Here is a 23758-nt window from a genome sequence, read left to right on the forward strand (position 1 = left end):
CCACCCTAGAATTCAGGCGTATCCCTTCCGCGCGCCCGCGCTTGCCGTTCCTGCCAGGCCTTCCATGACACCGTCTTCCGAACCGACCTCGTCCGCCCACGCCTTGCTGGGGATCTTTGCCGCCAATGGCATCGACCGCGTATTCCTCGTGCCGGGCGAAAGCTATCTGGGCGTGCTGGATGCCCTGCATGATTTCCCGGATATCGACGTGGTGACCTGCAGGCATGAAGGCGGCGCGGGCTTCATGGCCTGCGCCGACGGCCGCCTGACGGGCCGGCCGGGCGTGGCGATGGTGTCGCGGGGGCCGGGCGCGGCCAATGCGTCCATCGGCGTGCATGCCGCGCAGCAGGACGGCGTTCCGATGATTCTGCTGATCGGGCAGGTTCCCCGGAAGGACCTGCGCAAGGAAGCCTTTCAGGAAATCGATTACCAGCGCATGTTCGGCTCGATCGCCAAATGGGTCCACGAAGTGGCTGCGTCCGAGGACCTGGCCTGGGCGGCCCTGAAGGCCCTGCGGGTGGCGACGTCCGGCACGCCCGGGCCGGTGGTGCTGGTGGTGCCGGAAGACGTGCAGCAGGCGGCGGTGCCGCGGCGGGACTGGGTGGCCGAACCGGCCAGCCCGACCCAACCGGCGCCTGCCACGCTTGCCCGAGTGCAGGCCCTGCTGGCCGCCGCGCGCCGGCCCCTGGTCATTGCGGGCGGCGCCTTCAACGCGCCGGGCGGCCGCGACGCGCTGCGCCGGTTCGCCGAACGGCATGGGGTGCCGGTGGCGGTGTCGTTCCGCCAGCACGACCTTTTTCCGAACACGCACGCGCTGTATGCCGGGGACCTGGACCTGGCGACGCAGGCCTCGCAGGTGGCGGCTTTCGACTCCAGCGACCTGATCCTGGCGCTGGGCACGCGCCTGGGCGACATTACGTCGCAAGGCTACACCTTCCCGGGCTACCCCAAGCCGTCGCAGACGCTGGTGCACTGCCATGGCGATGCGCATATCGTGAACCAGCACTTCACGGCCGACGTCGGCATCGTCGCGGATCCGGTAGCCACGGCGTTGGTGCTGGCCGCGCTGCCGGCCACGGGCGGCGATGCGGCCCGCGGCGACTGGGCGGCCTGGTTGCGAGCCATCCGCGAGCGCGCCGCGGCCTGGCCGGCGCCGCTGGCGGATGACGGCGTGCCGTTCGTATCGGTGGTGCGGTCCCTGGCGGAGCAGGCGTCCCGCGACATCATGATCTGCCTGGATGCCGGCACGTTCGCCGCGCCCGTGTACCGCCATTTTCCCTTCGTCTACCCGCAGCGGCTGATGGCTACGCAATCCGGCGCGATGGGTTACGGCACGCCGGCGGCGATCGCCGCGCAGCTGCGCTATCCGGACCGCAAGGTTGTGTGCATGGCGGGCGACGGCGGCTTCATGATGACCGGCAACGAGATGATCGCGGCGGCGGAGCGCGGTTTGCCCGTCTTTTTCATCGTTTCTAACAACAACTGCTACGGATCCATCCGCCTGCACCAGGCGCGGACCTATCCCGGGCGCTATGCGGGCACCAACCTCGCCAGCCCCGATTTCACGATGATCGCGCGCGCCTTCGGCATGGAGACCGGGCATGTCACGCGTCCGGACCAGGTGGACGCGGCGGTCGCCAGGGGGCTGGCCTCGGCCGCGCCGTACTTCCTGGAGGTCAAGACCAGCCTGGGCGCGATCCTGCCGGCCGGCGCGGACACGGCGGCCGGCATCGACCTCCTGCGGCGCGGCGCGCCGGCGCCAGCTCATTCCCGATAGCCGCGATCCTTCCTGTCCATCAGCCGCAGCATCGCCGGCCATTCCAGTTCGCCGAAGGGACGGCGCGTCGTCGGCTGGTACAGGTGCCACGTTTTTTCGATCACTTCCGGCGGCGGCAGGCAAAGCTCGCGGTTGGCCGACAGGGCGTCCACCTGCGCCTTGCACGCCATCTCCAGCCAGTACAAGGTGTTGAACGCTTGCGCGATGGTCGGGCCCACGGCCAGCAGGCCGTGGTTGCGTAGGATCATCGCTTCGGACTGGCCCAGGTCCGCCACCAGGCGCCCGCGCTCGTCCAGATCGATGGCGACGCTTTCGTAGTCGTGGTACGGAATCCTGGCGAACCGCATCGCGGTCTGGGTCAGCGGCAGCAGGCCGCACCTCAGCGCGGACACCGCCATGCCGGCCCGCGTGTGCGTATGGATCACGCACGCCACGTCGTGGCGCGCGCCGTGCACGGCGCTATGGATGACATAGCCCGCGGCATTGATCCCGTACTCGCCTTGGGGATTGCTCAGCACCTGTCCGTCGAGATCGATCTTGACCAGGCTGGACGCGGTGATCTCGTCGTACATCATGCCGTAGGGGTTGATCAGCAGGTGGCCGTCCGATCCGGGAATGCGGGCCGTGATGTGGTTGTAGATCAGGTCGCTCATGCCGAAGTGGGCGACCAGCCGGTAGCAGGCGGCCAGTTGGACGCGGGTGTCCCATTCCTCGGGGCTCATGCCGGAAGCAGTGCGCATGGTTGTCGTCTCCTCTTCAGTCTGTGGCTTTGACGTTGAAGTCGCGGACCACCTTGCCCCACGATTCATATTCGGTCTTCATCAGCGCGCCGAATTCGGCGGGCGTGGCGGTGGTGCGGACCTGGGCGCCCAGGTCCGCCAGCTTGTCGCGCACCGCCGGGTCCGCCAGCACGGCGTTGACCTCCGCGGCGAGCTTCTCCTGGATCGGGGGCGCGATGCCGGCGGGCGCGATCAGGCCCAGCCAGGCGCCCATGTCGAACCCCGGGAACCCCTGTTCGGCGACAGTGGGCACGTCCGGCAGGCTCGCCACCCGCTCGGGCGTGCTGACGGCGAGTGCCTTCAGGCGGCCGGCCTTCACCAGCGCCAGCGACGACACCATGGTGTCGAAGGTGGCGTAGGTCCGGCCGCCCACGATGTCGGTCTGCGCCTGGCTGCTGCCCTTGTAGGGCACGTGGATCATGCTGGCGCCGGCCTTCGCCAACAGGACCGAGGTCACCAGGTGGCTGGTCGTGCCCACGCCGGTCGTGGCGTAGGTGTATTGATTCGGCCTGGCCTTCACCGCCGAGAGGAACTCGGTCAGGTTGCGGGCGGGGTTGTCGGGGCTGACGACGAACAGGTAGGGCAACCAGGTCAGCAGGCCGATGGGCGCGAAGTCTTTGCGGGCGTCGTAGTTCAGGTTGGGATAGACGTGCGGGTTGATGGCTTGCGGCGCCGAGGCGCCGATCATCAGCGTATAGCCGTCGGGTTTGGCGCGGGCGCCCAGGCCCGCAGCGATGGAGCCGCCGGCGCCGGGCTTGTTTTCGACGATGAACTGCTGTCCCAGGCGCTGGGACAGGCGATCGCCCAGCATCCGGGCGACGGTGTCGGTCGCCGTGCCGGGGGGAAAGCCCACCAGGATGGTGACCGGCTTGGCGGGATAGGGGGCCTGCGCGCAGGCCGGGCCTGCCGCCGCCCATGCCGAGCCGGCGAGCAGGGCCGCCAGCGCGGCGCGGCGCCAGGATGGATAGGCCGCCGCGGGCGCGGATTGCCGGTCGCCTTGCGTTATCGCGTTGCGCATCGTTGTCTCCAGTCATTGTTCTGATGGCGGGAGAGCGCCTGCGTCTGCCCGCAACGGATTCCTGTCGGAAACCCCGTCGCCGTCCACGGTGGCACAAGGGCGGGCCATCTTCAATGATGCTGGCGGCCAAGCAGATAGCGCGAAATGGCATAGACGGCGGACGCCGGGCCAGCGTCCGCCGGAAGGGTCAGACCGTCAGGCTGATCCAGGTCGTCTTCAGGTCGCTGTACTTGTCCAGCGCGTGCAGCGATTTGTCGCGGCCGAAGCCGGATTGCTTGACGCCGCCGAAGGGCACCGTGATGTCCCCGTCGGCGTAGCAGTTGACCCACACCAGGCCGGCGCGCAGGCGGCGCGAGAGGCGGTGGGCGCGCGACAGGTTCGCCGTCCACAGTCCGGCGCCCAGGCCATAGACCGAATCGTTGGCCAGCCGGACCGCGTCGTCCTCGGTGGCGAAGCGCTGCGCCGCCAGCACGGGGCCGAAGATCTCTTCGCGCACCAGGCTGTTGCCCTGGTCGGCGCAATCGAAGATGGTCGGCTCGATGTAGTAGCCGCCGCTGGCGCCGAGGGCCTGGCGGCCGCCCAGGCGCAGGCGTGCGCCTTCCGCGGCGCCGGCCTCGATGCGGGCGAGCACGCCCCGCATCTGCCGCTCGTCCACCATGGCGCCCATGGCGGTGGCGGGGTCTAGGGGGTCGCCCGGCTGGAGCGCGGCGGCGTGGGCGGCAACCTTGGCCATGAAGGCGTCGTAGATGCCGTCCTGGACGTAGAGCCGGGATCCGGCGATGCAGACCTCTCCCTGATTGGAAAAGATGCCCAGCGCGGCGGCCAGGGCGGCGCGGTCCAGGTCGGGGCAGTCCTCGAACACGATGTGGGGCGACTTGCCGCCGCACTCCAGCCAGACGCGCTTGAGGTTCGACTGCCCCGAATACTCCATGAAACGCTTGCCGGTGGCCGTGGAGCCGGTGAAGGCGATGCAGTCCACGTCCGGGTGCAGGCCCAGCGCCTGCCCGGCCTGCGCGCCCATGCCAGGCACCACGCTGAAGACGCCCGCCGGAATGCCGGCTTCCTCGGCCAGCGCCGCGAGCCGGATGGCCGACAGCGAGGCCTGCTCGGCCGGCTTGAGGATGACGCTGTTGCCGGCCGCCAGGGCGGGCGCGACCTTCCAGGCGGCCATCATCAGCGGATAGTTCCACGGCACCACCGCCGCGACCACCCCGAGGGCCTCGCGGGTGATGGTGGCCAGCGCGTCCGGGCCGGTGGGCGCGATCTCGTCGTAGATCTTGTCGATGGCCTCGGCGTACCAGGCGTAGCACCGGGCCGTTTCCGGCACGTCGAAGGCGAGCGCGTCGCGGATCGGCTTGCCCATGTCCAGCGTTTCGAGCAGGGCGAGCTCTTCTCGGTGCGCGTCGATCAGCGCCGCCAGGCGCAGCAGGCGCGCTTTGCGCTCGCGCGGGGCCAGGCCGCTCCAGACGCCGGCCTCGAAGGCGCGGCGGGCGGCGCGGACCGCGCGGTCCACGTCGGCGGCGCCGCAGGCGGCCACGTCGGCCAGTTTGCGGCCGTCGATGGGGCTGGTGGACGCGAAGGTGGCGCCGTCCGCGGCGTCGCAATAGGCGCCGTCGATATAGGCGCGGCCATCGAACGACAGGGAGGCGGCCTTGGCGCGCCAGTATGCGGTGTCTTGGGTCATGGCTATGCCTGTTTAGCGTTGGCGCGCGCCACCATGGCGTCGAGCAGCACATTGCAGCCCGCTTCCAGGTCGGCGGGCTTGGCGTCTTCGATTTCGTTGTGGCTGACGCCGTCCTTGCAAGGCACGAAGATCATGGCCGTGGGCGTGACGCTGGCCATGTAGACGGCGTCGTGGCCGGCGCCGGTGACGATATCCATGGCGGCCAGGCCGCGGCGGGCCGCGCCGTCGCGCACCTTGCCCACCAGATCCGGGTCGAAGGGCGTGGGCGCGAAGTACTGCACGTCCTTGACGTCCACTTCTACGTTGTGGCGCTTGGCGATCTCGGCGCAGATTTCCTTCCAGCGCTTGTCCATCCGCGCCAGCGTGGCTTCGTCCTCGTGGCGCAGGTCGACGGTGAAGCGCAGCTGCCCCGGGATGACGTTGCGCGAACCGGGGTGCGCGTGGATTTCGCCCACGGTGCCGCGGCCGTGCGGCTGGTTGGCGTTGGCGATCTCCACCACCGATTGCAGCAGGAAACTGGTGGCGTAGAGCGCGTCGCGGCGGATCGGCATGGGCGTCGGGCCGGCGTGCATTTCCATGCCCGTGACGACGACGTCGTACCAGCGCAGGCCCAGCGAACCGGTCACCACGCCGACCACTTTTTCTTCATGCTCCAGGATGGGGCCCTGTTCGATGTGCGCCTCGAAATAGGCGCCCACCGGACGGCCGCCCACCGGGTCGGTGCCGGCGTAGCCGATCGCGGCCAGTTCGTCGGCCACCGATTTGCCGTCGCGGTCGGTGGCGGTAAGGGCCGTTTCGAGCGGGAACTTGCCGGCGAATACGCCCGAACCCATCATCACCGGCACGAAGCGCGAACCTTCCTCGTTCGTCCAGATCGCCACTTCCAGCGGGGCCTCGGTCACGACGCCGTGGTCATTCAGCGTGCGCATGACCTCCAGGCCCGCCAGCACGCCATAGCAGCCGTCGAACTTGCCGCCGGTGGGCTGGGTGTCGATATGGCTGCCGGTCATGACGGGCGGCAGCGTATCGTCGCGGCCGGCGCGCCGCGCGAAGATATTGCCTACTTGGTCCACGCGCAGCGTCAGGCCGGCCTCGCGCATCCAGCCGGTGACGAGGTCGCGGCCCTGGCCGTCCAGCGCGGTCAGCGCCAGCCGGCAGTTGCCGCCCTTGGGCGTGGCGCCGATCCGGGCCAGGTCCATCAGCGACCGCCACAGCCGCTGTCCGTCGATAGAGAGAGTCGTCGTCATGTCGAAAGTCCTTGCTTGTCAGTGGGCGGCGCGGGCCAGCGCCGCTTCGCGGATGCCCATTAGCGTTTCGCCCGGCGAGATGCCGTTGGCGTCATAGCGGATCTCCAGCAGCGCGGGCAGATTCTCGCGCTGCGCGAAGGCCAGCGCCCGTTCGAAGGCCGGGCCGAAGTCGGCGGTGCGTTCCACGGCCTCGCCATGGCCGCCGTAGCCGCGGATGATCTGGGTGAAATCGGGGTTCTCGAACGACAGGGCGATGGGGCGCGCCGGGAATTCGCGTTCCTGGTGGGCGCGAATGGTGCCCCAGATGCCGTTGTTGAATACCAGCACGACCACGCCCAGCCGGTACTGCAGCGCCACGCCCAGTTCCTGCATGTTCATCTGGAAGCAGCCGTCGCCGGCGTAGCACACCACGGTGCGGTTGCGGTCTTCGAGTTTGGCGGAAATGGCCGCGGGCAGCCCGTAGCCCATGGATCCCACGGTGGGCGTAAGGCTCGTGCCCGGCCCGGCGTAGCGGCGGTAGCGGTGGGGGTACAGCGCATAGTTGCCGGCGCCCACCGTGATGCAAGCGTCGGCCGGAACGTGGGCGTCGACGTATGCGGCGGCCTCGTCCAGGCTCATCGGGCCGGGCGAGGGCAGGGGCGCGAGGCTGTCGACGAGTTCCTGGTGCGCGGCGCGCACAGCCTGTCCGCGCGGCTCGGCATGGCCGGCGGCCAGCCCGGCCGCGGCGGCGGCAAAGCTCGCCACGTCCGCCACGATGGCCTGGGTCGGCGAGAACACGCGGCCCAGTTCGGCGGCGTCGGGATAGACGTGGATCAGCTTCTGCTTCGGCAGAGGGCTTTCGATCACGGTATAGCCTTCGGTCGTGGCCTCGCCCAGGCGGGTGCCGACCGCCAGGACCAGGTCGGCGTCGCGCAGGCGCTGGCGCAGCGCGGGCGTCATGGCCCAGCCCACATGGCCCGCGGCATTGGGATGGCGCTGGTCGAAGCACTCCAGGCGGCGCCAGGCGGTGCCGACCGGCAGTTCGAAGCGTTCGGCGAAGCCGGCGATCTGGTCGATGGCGCTCTGGTGCCAGCCGTTTCCGCCCAGCAGCAGGAACGGGCGCTCGGCCGCGTCCAGCAGTTGGGTCATGCGGGCCAGGTCGGCGGCGCCCGGGTGGCTGTGCACCCGGGGGTAGCGCGGCAGATCGGCCACGCGGGCGCGGCCCCACAACGTGTCTTCCGGCAGGGCCAGCACCACCGGGCCCGGCCGGCCGCTGGTGGCGACGGCGAAGGCCCGCGAGATGTACTCGGGGATGCGATCGGTGCGGTCGATCTGCGCGACCCACTTGGCCATCTGGCCGAACATGCGGCGGTAGTCGATTTCCTGGAAGGCCTCGCGCTCCATGAAGTCGTTGCCGACCTGGCCGACGAACAGGATCATCGGCGTGGAGTCCTGGAAGGCGGTGTGCACGCCGATGCTGGCATTGGTGGCGCCGGGGCCGCGCGTCACGAAACAGATGCCGGGCTCGCCCGTCAGCTTGCCGTAGGCCTCAGCCATGTAGGCGGCGCCGCTTTCCTGGCGGCAGACGATGGGCTCGATGGCATCGGTGTGCTCGTTGAGCGCGTCGATGCAGGGCAGGTAGCTTTCGCCGGGAATCATGAAGACGCGGCGCGCGCCGTGGATGCGCAATTGCTGCATCAGGATCTGGCCGCCGTTGCGTTCGGGGATTGCGGCTGGCGTCATTCGGAGTCTCCTTGTTGCGGGACGGCCTGCGCGCGGCGCTCGGCGGCCCAACGTTCGAATTGATAGTGGCGCGCCAAGAGGCGGCGCGCGGTGTTGTAGGTAGGCGGGTCGATGCGTTCGGCGTCGTTGCGGCCGGCGCGCTGCGCCTCGTGGCGCGACACGCAGTCGTGGGCGGCGGCGACTTCGTCGGGCGCGGGCGTGAATACGGCGTGGATCATCGGCACCTGTTCGGCCACCGTCGCGCACTTGGATTTGAGGCCCAGGCGGCGCGCCCAGCGCAGGTCGGCTTCCAACGCCGGCATGTCGCGGTAGTTGAACGGGCAGTCGATGGGCAGGACGCCGGCGGCCGTGCAATCCACCAGGAAGCGGGCGCGCAGGTGATGCAGTTCGATGCCGTCCTTGCCGCGTTCCGCGCCCAGGCTGGCGGTCAGGTCTTCGGCCGCCAGCAGGCAGGCGGACACGCGCGGGCTGGCGGTGAGGATGTCGTAGGCGCGGAGCACGCCCAGCGCGGATTCCAGCGTCGGTACGATCTCGGTGCTGCCGGCGGGCAGGCCCAGTTCGGCTTCCAGCGCGGAAATGGCCTGGTCCAGGGCCACGATCTGCGCCGCGCTTTCGGCGTGCGGCAGGAACACGGCGTCCGGCGCGCCCGGCATGATGCCGCGCAGGTCCGCCAGGCCGTCCTCGTCGAGCTTGTTGACGCGCACGGCGGCCACCACGCCTTCGGCGCGGCAGCGGGGGAACAGCGCCGCGATGCGGACGCGGGCGGCCGGCCGGTCGCCCGGCGCGGTGAACTCTTCCAGGTCGGCGACCAGGGCGTCGGCGCCGCTGGCCAGGGCGGCCGCTTGCGCGCCGGCGTCCATGCCGGGCACGAACATCCAGCTGCGGCGCAGGGCCGCGGGGCGCAGGGGGGATTTAGCAGGGATCATTGCACATGCCTCGGCAGGAACAGCACCAGTTCGGGAACGAAAGTCAGCAGCAGCATGACGGCCGTCATGGCCAGCATCATCCAGGACAGCGGGCGCAGGGTCTGCATCATGTTGATTCCGCCGATCTTGCAGGCGGCCATCAGGTCGACGCCGACCGGCGGCGTGTTGGCGCCGATAGCCATGTTGATCGACAGCAGGATGCCGAAGTGCACCGGATCAATGTTGTAGTGCGCCAGGACGGGCATGACAACGGGCGCGACGATGATGATGACCGGGATCGCCTCCATGAACGTGCCCAGCAGCAACAGCACCACCGTCAGGACGAGCAGCACCGCGACCCGGCTGTCGGTCCATTCGACCAGCAGCGTGGACAGCGCCTGCGGCACCTGTTCCGCCACCAGCACCCAGGCGAACAGGCCCGATGCGCCGATGATGAGCAGGATGGACGCGCTGGTTTCGCCGGTAGATTTGAGGTTGTCCCACAGTGACTTCAAGCTCAGCGTGCGATACCAGAAAAAGCCGATCAGCAAGGCGTAGACGATGGCGCTGGAGGCGGCCTCGGTGGCCGTGAAGATGCCGAACCGGATACCGCCGATGATCAGCACGGGCACCATCAACGCGGGCAGCGCGTCGACGGCGGCGGCTCGCAGCTCGGTCCAGCTGAACGGCTGCCCGCCGGCCCAACCATGTTTGCGCGACTGCCAGAGGGCAACGCCGATCAGCGACAGCCCCAGCAGGATCCCGGGGACGATGCCGGCCATGAACAGCTTGCCCACCGAGGTATCGGTGATGGTGCCGTACACGATCAGCACGATGCTGGGCGGAATGATGGTGGACGTGGCGCCCGCGCTGCCGACCAGCGCGCAGGAAAACCCCTTGTCGTAGCCGCTGCGCGCCATGGCGGGCAGCAGGAGGCTGCCGATGGCGACCACGTCGGCGACGCCGGAGCCCGACAGCGCGCCGAACATCAGGCAGGCCAGCACCGCGACGACGGCCAGGCCGCCCTTGATGTCGCCCACGATGGCGGCGCACAGGCGGACGATGCGCTGGGTCAGGCCGGCGCCGTTCATCAGCTGGGCGGCCAGGATGAAGAGCGGGATGGCCAGGAGCGTGAAGCTGTCCAGCCCCACCACGTACTGCTGCGCCGCGACCATCATGGGCGCGGAATCGTAGACGGCCAGGTAGGCCAGGCAGGACAGCACCAGGCCGAAAGCGATGGGCATGTCGATCAGCACGGTGATCGTGAACACGCCCATCAGGAAGAGAGCACCCGAAGACATTTTGTCAATCCTTTACTGCTGCGGCGGGGCCGGCGAGAACAGTTGCGCCAGATGCACAACCACGGTGATGGCGCAGGCGAAGGGCAGCGCCAGGTAGACCGTGCCGGCCGAGACGTCCAGCGCCGGCAGCGTCTGGTCCATCGTCAGGTCGGCCAGTTGCCAGCCCGCGTAGCCCAGCGCCGCCAGGCCGACGATGATGAGCGTCTGGTTGATGCGTTCGAACGCGGCGAGCACCCGGGGGTTGCGCACCACGAAAGGCAGCAGGCCGGCCATCAGGTGCGAGCGTTCGAAGCTGCACGTGACGCCGCCGATGAAGGCGGACCAGACCAGCACCAGGCGGGGCAGTTCCTCGGCCCAGTGCGGCGTGGTGTGGGTTACGAAGCGGGCGAACACCACGTAGGAAATCAGGATCGCCAGCAAGGCCACCGCCAAGGCGGCGAAGGCCTTGCTGATGCCCGACAGGATCGCGGACAGTCGGCTCAGCATTACTTGGCCTCGCGGTACTTCTGGACCAGCGCCATCAGTTCGGGGCCGTAGGTGGCCGAGTAGGTCTTCCAGACGGGTTCGACCGCGGCGGCGAAGGCGGTCTTGTCCACGTCGTTGACCTGCATGCCCTTTTCCTTGAGCTGGGCGATGAACTGCTGGTCGCCGTCGCTGATCATCTTGCGCTGGGCGTCGCGCCATTTGTCGGCGGCGGCCTGTACCACCTGTTTGTCTTCGGCCGAGAGGCGGTTCCAGACCGGCTTGGAAATGATCAGGTTGGCGGGGCCCCAGACGTGGCCGGTCAGGGACAGGTACTTCTGCACTTCGAAGAAGGACGAGGTGTAGATGATCGACAGCGGGTTTTCCTGGGCGTCGAACACCTTCTGCTGCAGGGCCGAATACAGTTCGCCGAAGGCCAGCGGCGCGGGGTTGGCGCCCAGCGCGGTAAACGTATCCAGGCGCATCTTGTCGGGCGTAACGCGGGTTTTCAGGCCGGCCAGGTCGGCGGGCTTGGCGACCGGGCCGCGGTTGTTCGTGATGTGGCGAAAGCCGTTCTCCCACCACGAGACGATGACCAGGTTCTTCTTGTCGGCCAGCTTGGCGAGCGCGGCGCCGAGTTCGCCGTCGTAGGCCTTGTAGGCCTGGGCGGCGCTGGACCAGGTGTAGGGCAGTTCCACGACGCCGAATTTCGGCTCGATCGGCTGCAGCGAGCCCGAGCCGATGATGGCCGCGCCCTGGCTGCCGATCTGCAGGCCTTCCAGCATGGTTTTTTCGTTGCCCAGCTGGCCGCTGGGGAACAGCACGAAGTTGACGCGCCCGCCGGTCTTTTCCTTCACTTCGGCGGCAAAGCCTTCGGCCGCCTTGTTCCAGCTGTGGTTCGGGGCCAGCACGTGCCCGAGCTTGATGTCCAGGGCGTGGGCCGACAGGGGCGCCAGGCCGGCCAGGGTGAGCAGGGCCGCGCCGAGCGAGGCGCGCAGGGTGTTGCGGGTAGCGAAGGTCATGGCAAGACTCCAGTAGCGAGAGAAGGCGTAGCGGTTTCAGTAAGACTGCGCCCGCATCGAGGCGGGGCGGCCGGGCAAAGCAATATGGGTGCCGGTATCGGTGAGACCGTCATCGCCGACGGCCAGCACCTGCATGTCCGAGGCGAGGAAGTTGCCGACGTAGAGGTAGCGGCTGTCGGAACTGAACGCGACGCCCTCGGGCAGCGCGCCGACCTCGATGGCCCCGGCGCGCGTGACGCGCCGGCCCTCGATGCGCAGCAGCACGATCTGTCCGCGCGGGTGGTGGAACCACTCGCTGGACGGGTTGTTCGAGCCCCGCACGATGGCGACCGCGGCAAAGCGGCCGTCGGGGCTGATGGCTATCCCTTCGGGGCCGTCCTCGACCATGATGCGGTCGATGACGCGGGGCGGCGTGGCGGCCAGGTCGACCACGCTGATGGAATCGGCGTGACCGTCGGAAGCGGTCGGGCTGCCCATGTCCACGACCAGCGCCAGCCCGCCGTCGGGCGACACGACCAGGTTGAAGGGAACGAGGCCAGTCGTCAGATCTTCCGCCGGATCGTGGCTAACGCGAGGCGTGGCGCCGCTTTCGTCGATGTGCAGCACGCCCAGGCGGTGCGTATCCGTCTTGACCACGAAGGCGCGGCGGCCGTCGGCGGAGAACGACACGGCCACCACGGGCGTGCCGACGTCCACTTCTGCGCACACCTCGACGCGGCCGCCGGCGATGCGCAGCACCGACACCGAGCGGCCCGCCTTGTTGGCCACCAGCGCCAGCGTGCCGACGCGGTTGATGGACAGGCCGGACGGCTGGAGGCCGACTTCGAGCCGTTGGGCGATCACCGGCGGGCGGGCCGCCAGATCGATGACGTGCAGGCCGCGGCCGGGCGTGGGCTGCCAGCGGGCGCCGTCGCCGTCGTCGCGCTCAGGCCAGGCCATGGAGTCGGCGATGAGGCCGAGCCGCTGGTCCGGCGTCACCGCCAGGTTGACCGGCGGGCCGAACAGGGAATTGGACAGGGGCAGGGTGGCGATCAGCGCCGGGCGGGCGGGGTCGGCGCCGGCATCGAAAATGCTCAGGCTGTCGTGACCGGGCGCCAGGAACTGGATCTTGCCGTCGTCCCAGTTGACCTTCTGGTCATTGCCGACGAGCAGCAGATGGGGAGAGCCGGCCGGGGTCATGCCGCCATCTCCTGGAGCTCGGGCACGGCCAGCGTGGCGCCGATGAGCTGTTGCGTATACGGGTGGCGCGGGTCGAAGTAGACCTGCTCGGCCGGGCCACGCTCGACCACGCGGCCGCCTTGCAGCACCACGATCTCGTCGGCGATGTGCTGCACCACGGCCAGGTTGTGGCTGATGAAGAGATACCCCAGGCCGCGTTCGCGCTGCAGTTCCATCAGCAGGTTGAGGATCTGCGCCTGCACGGACACGTCCAGCGCCGAGGTCGGCTCGTCGCAGATCACCAGCTGCGGTTCCAGCATCAAGGCGCGCGCAATGGCCACGCGCTGGCGCTGGCCGCCCGACAGTTCGCGCGGATAGCGCGAGGCGAAGGCGGGCACCAGGCCCACGGCGTCCATCATGCGGCGCACGGAAGCGGCGCGCGTGGCGGCGTCGCCGATGCCGTGTACCCGCAGCGGCGCGGTCAGGATTTCGTTGATGGTGCGGCGCGGGTTGAGCGAGGAGTAAGGATCCTGGAACACCATCTGGATGCGGCGGGCGCGGGCCCGGGCGGACAGGGCGGTCAGCGGTTGGCCATCCAGCAGCGCGCGGCCCTGGGTGGGCGCCAGCAGCCCCAGCATCAGCTTGGCGATGGTGGATTTGCCGCTGCCGGACTCGCCCACCAGGCCGACGGTCTGGCCGGCCGGCACCAGCAGGTCGATGTCGTGCAGGATGCGGGGCGCGGGGCGGCGCGAGAACAGGCCGGCGCGGCCGTACTGGAACGACAGATCGTGCAGGCTGACGCTGGCGCCGCGGGAGGAATGAGAGGTCATGCCAGGGCTCCGTGGCGCAGCGCGCCGGGTTTCACGCAGTAGCAGCGGTGGCCGCCTTCCTCGCGGGCCGCGAACGGCTGGCCGCAGCGCGGCTCGGCGACGGGGCAACGGTCGCGGAACGCGCAGCCGATGATGGCGGCATCCAGCGACGGCACGGCGCCGGCGATGGTGGGCAGCTCGGCGCGGGGCGCGGTGCGGCCCGGCTGCGGAATGCAGTTGAGCAGCATGGCGGTGTAGGGATGGCTGGGATGCTCCAGCACCGCCTGCACGCTGCCGGCCTCGACGATGTCGCCCGCGTACATCACGATGACGTGGTCGGCGATGCGTGCGACCAGGCCCATGTCGTGCGAAATAAACACCAGCCCCAGGCCGAATTCGGCCTGGATGTCGCGCAGCAGGTCCAGCAGTTCGGCCTGGACGGTTACGTCCAGGGCCGTGGTCGGTTCGTCGGCGATCAGCAGCTCCGGACCGCACATCAGCGCCATCGCGATCATCACGCGCTGGCGCAGCCCGCCAGACAACTCGAAGGGATACTGCCGCATGCGTTCCTGCGGGTTGGCGATACCGACGCGGCGCAGCAGGTACTCGGCGCGCTCGGCGGCCTCGCGGCGGCTGACGCGCTTGTGGCGGCGCAGCACGTCGATCAGCTGGGTGCCGATCGGAAACACCGGGTTCAGCGACGTCATCGGATCCTGGAAGATCATGGCGATGCGGGCGCCGCGCAGCTGCGCGAGCGCGGCGGGCGCAAGCGAAGCCAGGTCCTGGCCGGCGAACTCCAGCGCGGCGACGCGGCGGCGCGCGGCCGCCGGCAACAGGTCCAGCAGCGCCAGGGCGGTCAGCGACTTGCCGCAGCCCGATTCGCCCACGATGCACAGGGTCTTGCCGCGCTCCAGGGTGAAGTCCACGGCGCGCACCACGTGCTTGACGTGCGTGGCGGTCAGGATGTCGATGTGCAGGTCCTGGACCCGCAGCAGGGGGTGGCCGGTGGCGTTCATGTCAGCCCTTTTTCATTTGGACGGCGCGCAGCGACTCGCCCGCGCGGTTTACGCACAGCACCAGGACGAACAGCACGACGCTGGGGATGACCACCAGCGACGGCTGGAACAGCATGTTTTCCTTGCCCTCCGCGATCATCAGGCCCAGCGACGGCATCGGCGCCGGGACGCCCAGCCCCAGGAACGACAGCGAGGCTTCCAGCGTGATGGCCATCGCGGCGTCGACCGTGCCGATGATGAGGAGGTTGCCCACCAGGTTGGGCAGGATGTCGCGCCAGATGATCTGCAGGTGGGTGCAGCCCTGCAGGCGGGAGGCCGTGACGAATTCGGCGTTGCGCAGTCCGGCCGCCATGGTGCGCGCCACCAGCGCGTACCGTTCCCATAGCAGCAGGCCCAACACCAGCACGACCACGGTCAGCGAAGCGCCCACGACCGACACCACGGCCAGCGCCACCAGGATGATGGGCAAGGCCAGGCGGGCGGTGATGAGGAAGGACACGACGCGGTCGACATAGCCGCCGAAATAGCCGGCGGCCACGCCCAGCGTTGTGCCGATCAGGCCGCCCATCAGCGCCACCGACAGGCCGATCAGCGCGGACACGCGCACGCCGTACAGCGCGCGGGCCAGGATGTCGCGGCCCAGCTGATCGGTGCCGAGGACATGGTTCCAGTTGCCGTCCTCGCCCCACACCGGCTCCTGCAGGCGCGCCAGCAGGTCTTGCGAGTACGGGTCGTGCGGAATCAGATAGGGGCCGACCAGGCCGGCGAGCACCAGCAGCAGCAGGACGGCGAGGCCGGCGCGGCGGCCGTAGCGGGCCGCGCGTTCGCCGCGGGAGGGGGCGGGAAGGGTAGAGGCGATACTGCTCATGACGACACTCGCACGCGGGGGTCGAGCCAGCCGTTGATCAGGTCGGCGACCAGGGTCAGGACGATGTAGATGAGGGCGAAGATCAGGATCAGCGCCTGCATGGTGGGGAAGTCGCCGCGCAGGATCGAGGTCCAGGCCAGCAGCCCCGCGCCGTTGATGGCGAAGACGGTTTCGATGACGACCGAGCCCGCCAGCAGCGTGCCCATCTGCGCCGCTGCCAGCGACACCAGCGGCCGCAGGGCGTTGCGCAGCGCGTACTTGAGCACCACGCTGGGGCCGCCAAGCCCCATGGCGCGGGCGGTGCGGATGCAGTCGGTGGCCAGCACGGTTTCCATTTCCGACTTCATCAGCCGCAGCATCGCCGGCATGGCGAACAGGCCTAGCGCGGTCACGGGCATGATGTAGTGCTTCCAGCTGTCGAAGCCGGAGGCCGGCAGCCATTGGTTGCGCACGCTGAAGACGATGATCAGCAGGAAGGCCAGGCAGAACGGGGGCATGGCCTGGGCGCAGGCGGACAACAGCATGGTAGCGCGGTCGGCCAGCGAGCCCTTGCGCAGGCCGGCCAGCACGCCCAGCGGAATGGCCAGCAGCAGGGCGAACAGCATGGCGGCCAGGCCGAGCTTGGCGGTGGCGGGGAAGTGCTGGCCCAGCAGCTCGGCCACGGGGCGGCTGAAATACAGGCTGTCGCCGAAATCGCCGCGCGCCACTCCAGCCAGCCAGCGGCCGTACTGCAGCAGGATCGGGTCGTCGAAGCCGTGCAGCTGCGACAGGCGCGCGGCGTCGGCCGCGCTGCCTTCGCCGGCGAGGCGCGCGGCCGGGTTGCCCGAGGCGAACACCAGCGAAAAGCTGATCAGCGACACGAACACCACCAGCAGCGCGGATACGGCCAGGCGGCGAAACAGGAATGCAATCATGGGTCAACCTATGTCGGTGAGCGCCGGCGCCGCTCCCGGCGCGGCTGCGCCAGGGAGAAGCGCCACGCGGGCGCGGCCGGCAAACCGGATCAGTTCCAGGAGGCCTTGTAGAAACGCGGGAATTCGTCGCCGTCGACCGAGAAGTTCAGGTCCTTGGATTGCACGGCGTTGAGCGAGTGGTTCCACAGCGGCACCCAGTAGGCCTGTTCCGCCACGATCTTCTGCGCCGCGCCGTAGTTCTTGGCGCGCAGCTCGCGGTCCACCGTGGTGTCGGCGGTTTCCAGGTACTTGATGATTTCGGGATTGCGCGCCTGGTCGTCCGGCCCGCCGCGGAAGAAATTGCTGGTGGACAGGGCCGCGTCGGCGATGCCGTAGGAGCCCCAGTTCGACGACAGCATGGCGATCTTGCCGTCGCGCCAGTTGGTCATCGCCGTGCCGTACTGCTGTTCGACCAGGTTCAGCTTGATGCCGGCCTGAGCCATCTGCGCGGCGGCCGCGTCCAGGATGGCGCGCGGCGGCGCGGAGATCACCAGGTCCAGCGTGACGCCGTTGGGGTAGCCAGCCTGGGCCAGCAGCTGCTTGGCGCGGGCGGGGTCGTACTTGTAGGTCTGGACGTCGCTGGCGCAGCCGAATTGGGCCGGGTTGCAGGCCGCGTTGATCACCTTCGAGGCGCCGCCCACCAGCGCGCGGCGGATGGCCTCGCGGTCGATGGCATGGTTGATGGCCTGGCGCACTTGCTGCTTGGCGAGCGGCGACTTGCCATCGTCGAAGCGCGGGTTCAGCGAGATGTAGCTGATGCGCATGATGCTGCTGCTCTTGACCGTGACGGCGGGCTGCTTCTCCATGCGCTTGGCCACGTCGGGCGGCACGCGCCAGATCCAGTCCAGACCGCCGGACAGCAGTTCGGCGTACTGGGTGTTGGCGTCGGGCAGCACTCGCACCACCAGCTTCTGCACGGCGGGCTTGGGACCGAAATAGTCTTCGTAGCGCTCATAGACGTAGCGGCTGCCGGGCTGGCTTTCGACCAGGCGGTAGGGGCCGGTGCCGATCGGCTTGGCGCCCATGTCGGACTGGCTGGCCTCGTAGTATTTGCGCGGATAGATGGGCAGGTTCTCCGACAGCATTTCCAGCGCCAGCGGGTACGGCGTCTTCATCTTGATGCGCACCGTGTCGTCCGACACCTTCTCGGCCTTGGCGATCCACGCGACCTGGTTCTGGAAGCGGGCCTTGTAGCCCTCGGACGACACGAGGTTCAGCGTGTACAGCACGTCGTCGATGGTGAGCAGCGAGCCGTCGTGGAATTTCACGTCCTTGCGGATGGGCAGTTCGATCGTCGTGTCGTCCACGAACTTGTAGCCCGTGGCGATGGCCGGGCCGAACTCGCCGGTATCCTGGTTTTTCTGCAGCAGCCCAGAGAACACCATGCGCGCGAGCGCCAGGCCCGGACGGTCCGATTCCTTGTAGGCGTCGAGCGTGGCCGGGGCCGCGTCGAAGGCGATGTTGAGAGAGTTGTCGGCCTTGTTGGCCTGGGCGGCGTGGACGCCAAGCGCAAGTAGCGCCGCGCTCACTAGCTTCACGGTACGGGTCGGCTGCATGTTTTCACCTTGATATGTTGTAGTGGGGTACTGCGGGTGCTGCGGTACTGCGTATCGACAGGCAAGCCGCTCCCCTTGCCGCGGGCGGCGCCAGGGCGCCGGCGGTACATGCACTGTCGGTGGAGAGGCGGGCGTCTGCCGCCCGGCGGGGTTAGCGGGTCATCGTGTCATCGGATCCCAACGTTGCCGAAGTCTTCCCGCAGCCGCGCCAGGATGCCGACCAGATGGTCGTGCATGGCATGGCGCGCGCGGATGGGATCGCGGTCGACGATGGCCGCGAGGATGCGTTCGTGTTCCTGCTGGGCTTCGCTCCACACCTTGGTGGTCACGAAGTGTTCTTCCAGCCGGTGGAATACCGGGCTCAGCGTGCTGAGGTGCCAGATATGGGAGATCGCGGCGGCCAGCGCGGCGTTCCCGCAGGCCGCGCCGATCGCGCTGTGGAAGGCGCGGTCGTGCTCGCTGGGGGACTCGGTCAGGGACATGCCCTCGTGCGCCGCGCGGATCGCTGCGATCTGCGCCGGCGAGGCCTTCTGCGCCGCCAGCGCCGCGCATTCCGGCTCGATCAGCAGGCGGGTTTCCAGCAGGTCGAAGGGCCCGATGTCGGTGGCTTCGGTGCCGTCGGCGCGCGCGGGCGCCTGCGGCGGCTCCTGGTACTGGCCGTCTTCGCGCAGCGCATTGACGAACACGCCGGTGCCGACCCGCACTTCCACGTAGCCCTCGATCTCCAGCGCGATCAGCGCTTCGCGCACCGATGCGCGGCTCACCTGCAGCTGTTCGGCCAACTCGCGTTCGGCGGGCAGCCTGCCGCCGGCGGGGAAATCCCCCGCCTTGATGCGCGTGGCGATCTGGTCGGCAATCATGCGATAGAGGCGGGTAGAGGCTACGGCCTGGAGAGCGGTCATCGTTGCGTTGGGATGGTTGATCGGGACGTAGAGCGTAATGGGTCTGCCGAGTCTTGTCTTGCCTGGGCGGTTGCGCCGGAGGGCCTGGATATCCAGTGGCCCAGTGGTCAGGCCACTGGACGAAATGTACCGGAGGCATCCCGGCTTGTGAACCGGGCAGGGCGGCAATTTTTCGATTCCTAGGGAAAACCACTAGCGGGCCGGCGCCGCGTCAAGGCGCGCCGGCCGCGTGGCCATGAGGGCGTTCAGGCGGAGGCCAGGCCCGCGAAGAAGCGGGACGCGTTCGACTCCAGCCCCTCGATGTAGTAGCCGCCTTCCTGCACGATCACGCTGGGCAGTTTCAGGGCGCCGACTTCCCGGCCCAGCCGCTCGAAGCCGCTCTCGCTGACGGAGACCTTGGCCTGCGGGTCTTTTTCGAAGATGTCGAAACCCAAGGACAGCACCAGCGCATCCGGCTGGAACAATTCGATGGCGCGCCGCGCCTGCGCGAGCCGTTCGAAGAAGACGGATTCGGGCGAACCGTGGGGCATGGGCAGATTGATGTTGTAGCCGTAGCCTTCGCCCGCACCGTGCTCGTCCTCGTAGCCCGCGACGACGGGGTAGAAATTTCGGGGATCGCCGTGGATCGACACATACAGCACGTCGCTGCGTTCGTAGAAGATTTCCTGGATGCCCTGGCCGTGGTGCATGTCGGTATCCAGGATCGCCACGCGCGGAAACCGCGAGATCAGGCGCTGGGCGGCGATCGCGGCGTTGTTCAGGTAGCAGAAGCCGCCCGCGGCGTCGCGCCGGGCGTGGTGGCCGGGCGGGCGGCAGATCGCGTAGGCGTGGCGATCGCCCGCGAGCAGCGCGTCCGCCCCCGCGATGGCGCATTGCGCCGACCAGTAGGCGGAATGCCAGGTATGCGGGCCCACCGGGCAACTGCCGTCGGCCAGGTAGCGGGCCGCCTGCGCGAGCACGCCGCGCAGCGCATTCGGTTCACGCACGAACACGTTGGACACGACCTCGTCGCCCCAATCCTCAGGCAGCTGCTTCCAGTCGGCATGGGCTTCCTGCAGGAAGCGCAAGTAGTCCAATGTATGGATGGCCGAGATCGGGCCCGCGCCGCTGTCGGGCGGCGGCTGCACGTCGAAGCCCAGGCGGCGGGCGGCCTGCGCCAACGCATCCAGGCGGGAAGGCACTTCCTGCGGGGTGCGCATCTTGCCGCGTGAGAAATAGGTCTGCGGATGATGCAGTTTCTGATCGTCGTGGAAATACGCCTTCATGCTTGATGACCCTCGCTCTGAAAGTGGTTGCGATGATGCACTTATACGGCCGTGGCCCCCAGGCCGGCAATATCCAGGAGCCAGTCGATGAATGCCCGGACCTTTTCGCGTTTGGCTTCGCTTGTCCGGTAAGAGAGGAAATGCGTTTCCCTCTGGACCTCGGGAAACTCGCCGCGGCCCAGCTGCACCAGTTCGCCGCGCCCGATTTCCCTGGCGGCCAGCCTGGCGCTTTCCAGCACCACGCCCATCCCGTCGACGGCGGCGGCGATGGCCATCGCCGCCCGGTCGAACGACGGACGGGGCGTATCCGGCAGGCGCAGGCCGTTGGCGCCGAACCAGTCGTTCCAGGTTACCCGGCTGAGCTGCGAATCGATCAGGGTCAGGCGCGAAATCAGCTCCCGCGCGGGTACGCCGGCGCGCGCGAGCTCTGGCGCGCATAGCGGAAGGATGGGTTCGCGCCCGAGCGCCACGGTCTGCATGCCGGCGCGTTCCAGCGCGCTGCCATAGGAAACCGCCACATCGATTTCGTTGGCGCGGGTCAGGTCCAGGGGCTCGGCGCCCGTCGTCAGCCGGATCGTGATGCGGGGATGCGCCAGGGTGAAGTCGCTCAGGCGCGGCCCCAGCCATTTCGCGGCGAAGCTGGGCGCGCAATGCAGCGCAAGCACCTGCGCCTGCGGGGCCAGCGCCACTTCGGCGCAGGCGGCTTCGACGACGTCGAACACGCGGGTCAGGCTTTCCAGCAGACGCACGGCTTCGGGGGTGGGTTCGACGCGGCGGTTGCGGCGCAGGAACAGCTTGCGGCCGAAATATTGTTCCAGTTCCTTGACCTGATGGCTGATGGCCGACGGCGTCAGGTGGAGTTCCTGGGCGGCCAGCGCAAAGCTCTGCAATCGCGCCGCGGCCTCGAAGGCGCGCAGCAATACGAAGTTCGGAACGCGTCGCACGGGCGCGCCTTTTCAGGTGAATGAAATTCATCTTTCCATGAACAACCATCGTTTGTCAAAGGGTTAGGCCGCGCCGAACATAGCCCCTACTCAACAGCAGAAAGGAGCAGACATGTCGGCCGTATTGGAAAAAGCGCGTCCCGCCATCGACCTCAATGGCCGGATCTCGATTTATCAGCCGGAGCAGGAAGGGCTGATCTATCCCGAGTTGCCGGTTTTCGCCTCCCACGCGGAACATCGGCAGCATTTGAAAGAGCGCCTGGTCGCGGCCTGCCGCGCATTCGCGCTGCAAGGCTTCGACTACGGGTTCGCCGGGCACCTGACGGTGCGCGATCCCGAGCATCCGGGCGTGTACTGGACCAACCCGATGGCGGTCCATTTTTCGCAGGTGAAAGTATCGAACCTGATTCTGGCCGACCATGACGGCCGCGTGGTGGAAGGGCGCCACGCGGTGAACCGGGCGGGCTTCGTGTTGCATGCGGCGGTCCACGAAGCGCACCCGGACATCGTCGCCATGTGCCATGCACACACGGTCCATGGCACGGCGTTCGCGGCGCTGGGCAAGCCGCTGGAACCCATCAGCCAGGACGCCGCCGCTTTCTTCGAAGACCACGTCGTCATCGGCGACGAGGCCGGCCAGGTGGCGGTGGAGGTCAAGGCCGGCCACAAGGTGGCCAATGCGTTTCGCGGCGTCAAGGCGGCGATCCACCAGAACCACGGCCTGCTCACGGCCAGCCGCCACAGCATCGAGGCGGCGGCCTTCTGGTTCATCGCCCTGGAGCGTTGCTGCCAGCAGCAGATGATGGTCGAGGCCACCGGCATCAAGCCGCGCCTGGTGACCGAGGAAAGGGCGCGCTACAGCCGCGAACACGTAGGGAGCGAATACATCGGATGGCTGCATTTCCAGGCCATCTGGGACCAGTTGGCCGCGACCCAGCCCGACATGCTGGATTGATGCCTGGGCGCCATCCGGCGCCCGCCCGCGCCGCGTCAGACGGCGCGCAGACAATACCGACGGAGACAAAATCGCCATGAGCATTTCCAGCCACGCCGGGTATGCGCCCCGGTCTGAAGAGGTCCTCTATTCCAAAGTAATGTGGCGGCTGCTGCCGTTCCTGTTCCTCTGTTATCTCTGCGCCTACCTGGACCGCGTCAACGTCAGCTTCGCCAAGCTGCAGATGCTCAACGACCTGGGCATGAGCGAAGCCGTATACGGCTTGGGCGCGGGCATCTTCTTCGTGGGCTACCTGATGTTCGAGGTGCCCAGCAATCTCATCCTGCTGCGCGTGGGCGCCAGGCGCTGGATCGCGCGCATCATGGTGACCTGGGGGCTGATCTCGGCGGCGATGATGTTCGTGACCACACCCACCAGTTTCTACATCATGCGCTTCCTGCTGGGCGTGGCCGAAGCCGGGTTCATTCCGGCCATCCTGCTGTACCTGACATATTGGTTTCCCGCCAGCCAGCGCAGCAAGGTGACCGCGCTGTTCCTGACGGGCATTCCCATGTCGGGCGTGGTGGGCGGCCCCTTGTCGGGCTGGATCATGTCGTCGATGGGCGGCGCGCACGGGCTGGCGGGCTGGCAGTGGCTGTTCCTGCTGGAGGGCATCCCCACCGTGCTGATCGGCGTGGTGGCGTTCTTCTTCCTGGACGACCGGGTGGCCGATGCGAAATGGCTGACGCCGGACGAGAAGGCGCTCATCGAACGCAATCTGCGCGAGGACGGCGCCGGGCAGAACAAGCTGCATACGCTGCGCGACGGCCTGCTGAGCCCGCGCATCCTCCTGCTGAGCGCCATTTACTTTTGCTTCACCATGGGCCTGTACGGGGTGAGCTTCTGGCTGCCGTCGTTGGTCAAGGCGGCAGGCGTGTCCGACACGATGGATATCGGATTGCTGTCGGCCTTGCCGTATGCCGCCGCGACCCTGGCGATGATTCTGGTGGGGCAAAGTTCGGACGCGCGCGGCGAACGGCGCTGGCATCTGGCGGTGCCGGGCGTGGTCGGGGCTATCGCGCTGTGCCTGAGCGTGATCTACGCCAACAATACCGTGCTGGCCATGATCGCCTTGACCGCCGGCACCATGGGCGTCATGACCACCATCTCGCAATTCTGGGCGGTGCCGCCCGCAATCCTGGGCGGCGCGGCGGCCGCGGCGGGCATCGCGCTGGCCAATTCCGTCGGCAGTATTTCGGGCGTGATCAGCCCGTATCTGATCGGCTGGATGCAGACGACCACGGGCTCGACGGGCGGCGGTATCGTCGGCATTGCCGCCAGCATGGTGCTGGGCAGCCTGTTGACCTTCCTGGTCCCGGCCAAAGACGTCAATACCGCGCCGACGGCGCGTGCCTGAGGCCCCGGCGCGATGAACC

The 23758-nt window shown here is 68.4% G+C and carries 21 protein-coding genes; 3 read left to right on the forward strand and 18 right to left on the reverse strand.

The features are described from left to right. Positions 1–64: 64 nt before the first annotated feature. Entirely contained in the window at positions 65–1777 is a 1713-nt protein-coding gene (locus AGI3411_RS16705) for a thiamine pyrophosphate-dependent enzyme (protein WP_129528488.1), read from the forward strand. On the opposite strand, the gene AGI3411_RS16710 is transcribed toward AGI3411_RS16705, so the two are convergent. From AGI3411_RS16710 to AGI3411_RS16795, 18 genes are all read right to left on the reverse strand, one after another. After that, a complete protein-coding gene (locus AGI3411_RS16710) occupies positions 1765–2517 on the reverse strand; it encodes a class II aldolase/adducin family protein (RefSeq protein WP_129528489.1) in 753 nt (250 codons plus the stop codon). The genes AGI3411_RS16705 and AGI3411_RS16710 overlap by 13 nt on opposite strands. A 16-nt stretch (positions 2518–2533) precedes the next feature. Then, the gene (locus AGI3411_RS16715) at positions 2534–3574 is read right to left on the reverse strand and encodes a Bug family tripartite tricarboxylate transporter substrate binding protein (protein WP_129528490.1); all 1041 of its coding nucleotides are present in this window, start codon (positions 3572–3574) and stop codon (positions 2534–2536) included. Between the two features lie 187 nt (positions 3575–3761). Beyond that, entirely contained in the window at positions 3762–5258 is a 1497-nt protein-coding gene (locus AGI3411_RS16720; protein ID WP_129528491.1) for an aldehyde dehydrogenase, read from the reverse strand. Between the two features lie 2 nt (positions 5259–5260). Further along, positions 5261–6505 (reverse strand): Zn-dependent hydrolase, encoded by a 1245-nt coding sequence (locus tag AGI3411_RS16725; RefSeq protein ID WP_129528492.1) that lies wholly within the window; start codon positions 6503–6505, stop codon positions 5261–5263. A gap of 18 nt (positions 6506–6523) precedes the next feature. Continuing rightward, positions 6524–8227 (reverse strand): thiamine pyrophosphate-binding protein, encoded by a 1704-nt coding sequence (locus tag AGI3411_RS16730; RefSeq protein ID WP_129528493.1) that lies wholly within the window; start codon positions 8225–8227, stop codon positions 6524–6526. Beyond that, positions 8224–9153 (reverse strand): HpcH/HpaI aldolase/citrate lyase family protein, encoded by a 930-nt coding sequence (locus AGI3411_RS16735; RefSeq protein WP_129528494.1) that lies wholly within the window; start codon positions 9151–9153, stop codon positions 8224–8226. The genes AGI3411_RS16730 and AGI3411_RS16735 overlap by 4 nt, the downstream gene beginning before the upstream one ends. Then, positions 9150–10433, reverse strand: coding sequence for a TRAP transporter large permease (locus AGI3411_RS16740; RefSeq protein WP_129528495.1), 1284 nt, complete (start codon positions 10431–10433; stop codon positions 9150–9152). The genes AGI3411_RS16735 and AGI3411_RS16740 overlap by 4 nt, the downstream gene beginning before the upstream one ends. A 12-nt stretch (positions 10434–10445) precedes the next feature. Next, positions 10446–10919 (reverse strand): TRAP transporter small permease, encoded by a 474-nt coding sequence (locus tag AGI3411_RS16745; protein WP_129528496.1) that lies wholly within the window; start codon positions 10917–10919, stop codon positions 10446–10448. Then, the gene (locus AGI3411_RS16750) at positions 10919–11917 is read right to left on the reverse strand and encodes a TRAP transporter substrate-binding protein (RefSeq protein WP_129528497.1); all 999 of its coding nucleotides are present in this window, start codon (positions 11915–11917) and stop codon (positions 10919–10921) included. Before AGI3411_RS16750 ends, AGI3411_RS16745 begins: the two co-directional genes overlap by 1 nt. 36 nt (positions 11918–11953) lie before the next feature. Beyond that, positions 11954–13096, reverse strand: coding sequence for a YncE family protein (locus tag AGI3411_RS16755; protein ID WP_129528498.1), 1143 nt, complete (start codon positions 13094–13096; stop codon positions 11954–11956). Beyond that, entirely contained in the window at positions 13093–13905 is an 813-nt protein-coding gene (locus AGI3411_RS16760) for an ATP-binding cassette domain-containing protein (protein WP_129528499.1), read from the reverse strand. The genes AGI3411_RS16755 and AGI3411_RS16760 overlap by 4 nt, the downstream gene beginning before the upstream one ends. Beyond that, positions 13902–14900, reverse strand: coding sequence for an ABC transporter ATP-binding protein (locus AGI3411_RS16765; protein WP_129528500.1), 999 nt, complete (start codon positions 14898–14900; stop codon positions 13902–13904). The genes AGI3411_RS16760 and AGI3411_RS16765 overlap by 4 nt, the downstream gene beginning before the upstream one ends. Position 14901: 1 nt before the next feature. Further along, a complete protein-coding gene (locus AGI3411_RS16770) occupies positions 14902–15768 on the reverse strand; it encodes an ABC transporter permease (RefSeq protein WP_129528501.1) in 867 nt (288 codons plus the stop codon). Then, entirely contained in the window at positions 15765–16682 is a 918-nt protein-coding gene (locus tag AGI3411_RS16775; RefSeq protein WP_129528502.1) for an ABC transporter permease, read from the reverse strand. Before AGI3411_RS16775 ends, AGI3411_RS16770 begins: the two co-directional genes overlap by 4 nt. Positions 16683–16771: 89 nt before the next feature. Beyond that, positions 16772–18277 carry an ABC transporter substrate-binding protein gene (locus AGI3411_RS16780; RefSeq protein ID WP_129528503.1) on the reverse strand — a complete coding sequence of 502 codons (1506 nt, stop codon included), beginning with the start codon at positions 18275–18277 and terminating at the stop codon, positions 16772–16774. A 167-nt stretch (positions 18278–18444) separates the two neighbouring features. Next, entirely contained in the window at positions 18445–19179 is a 735-nt protein-coding gene (locus tag AGI3411_RS16785; RefSeq protein ID WP_129528504.1) for a FadR/GntR family transcriptional regulator, read from the reverse strand. A gap of 245 nt (positions 19180–19424) precedes the next feature. Further along, positions 19425–20444 carry a histone deacetylase family protein gene (locus AGI3411_RS16790; protein WP_129528505.1) on the reverse strand — a complete coding sequence of 340 codons (1020 nt, stop codon included), beginning with the start codon at positions 20442–20444 and terminating at the stop codon, positions 19425–19427. A gap of 41 nt (positions 20445–20485) precedes the next feature. Continuing rightward, positions 20486–21388, reverse strand: coding sequence for a LysR substrate-binding domain-containing protein (locus AGI3411_RS16795; RefSeq protein WP_129528506.1), 903 nt, complete (start codon positions 21386–21388; stop codon positions 20486–20488). A gap of 112 nt (positions 21389–21500) precedes the next feature. On the opposite strand from AGI3411_RS16795, the gene AGI3411_RS16800 reads away from it, so the two are divergent. Both AGI3411_RS16800 and AGI3411_RS16805 read left to right on the forward strand, forming a co-directional pair. Then, positions 21501–22343, forward strand: a complete 843-nt coding sequence (locus AGI3411_RS16800; protein ID WP_129528507.1) for a class II aldolase/adducin family protein — start codon at positions 21501–21503, stop codon at positions 22341–22343. Between the two features lie 76 nt (positions 22344–22419). Further along, positions 22420–23739 carry an MFS transporter gene (locus AGI3411_RS16805; protein ID WP_129528508.1) on the forward strand — a complete coding sequence of 440 codons (1320 nt, stop codon included), beginning with the start codon at positions 22420–22422 and terminating at the stop codon, positions 23737–23739. Positions 23740–23758 lie beyond the last annotated feature (19 nt).

This window comes from Achromobacter agilis, assembly GCF_900496965.1.
Taxonomy (GTDB): Bacteria; Pseudomonadota; Gammaproteobacteria; order Burkholderiales; family Burkholderiaceae_B; genus Achromobacter; species Achromobacter agilis.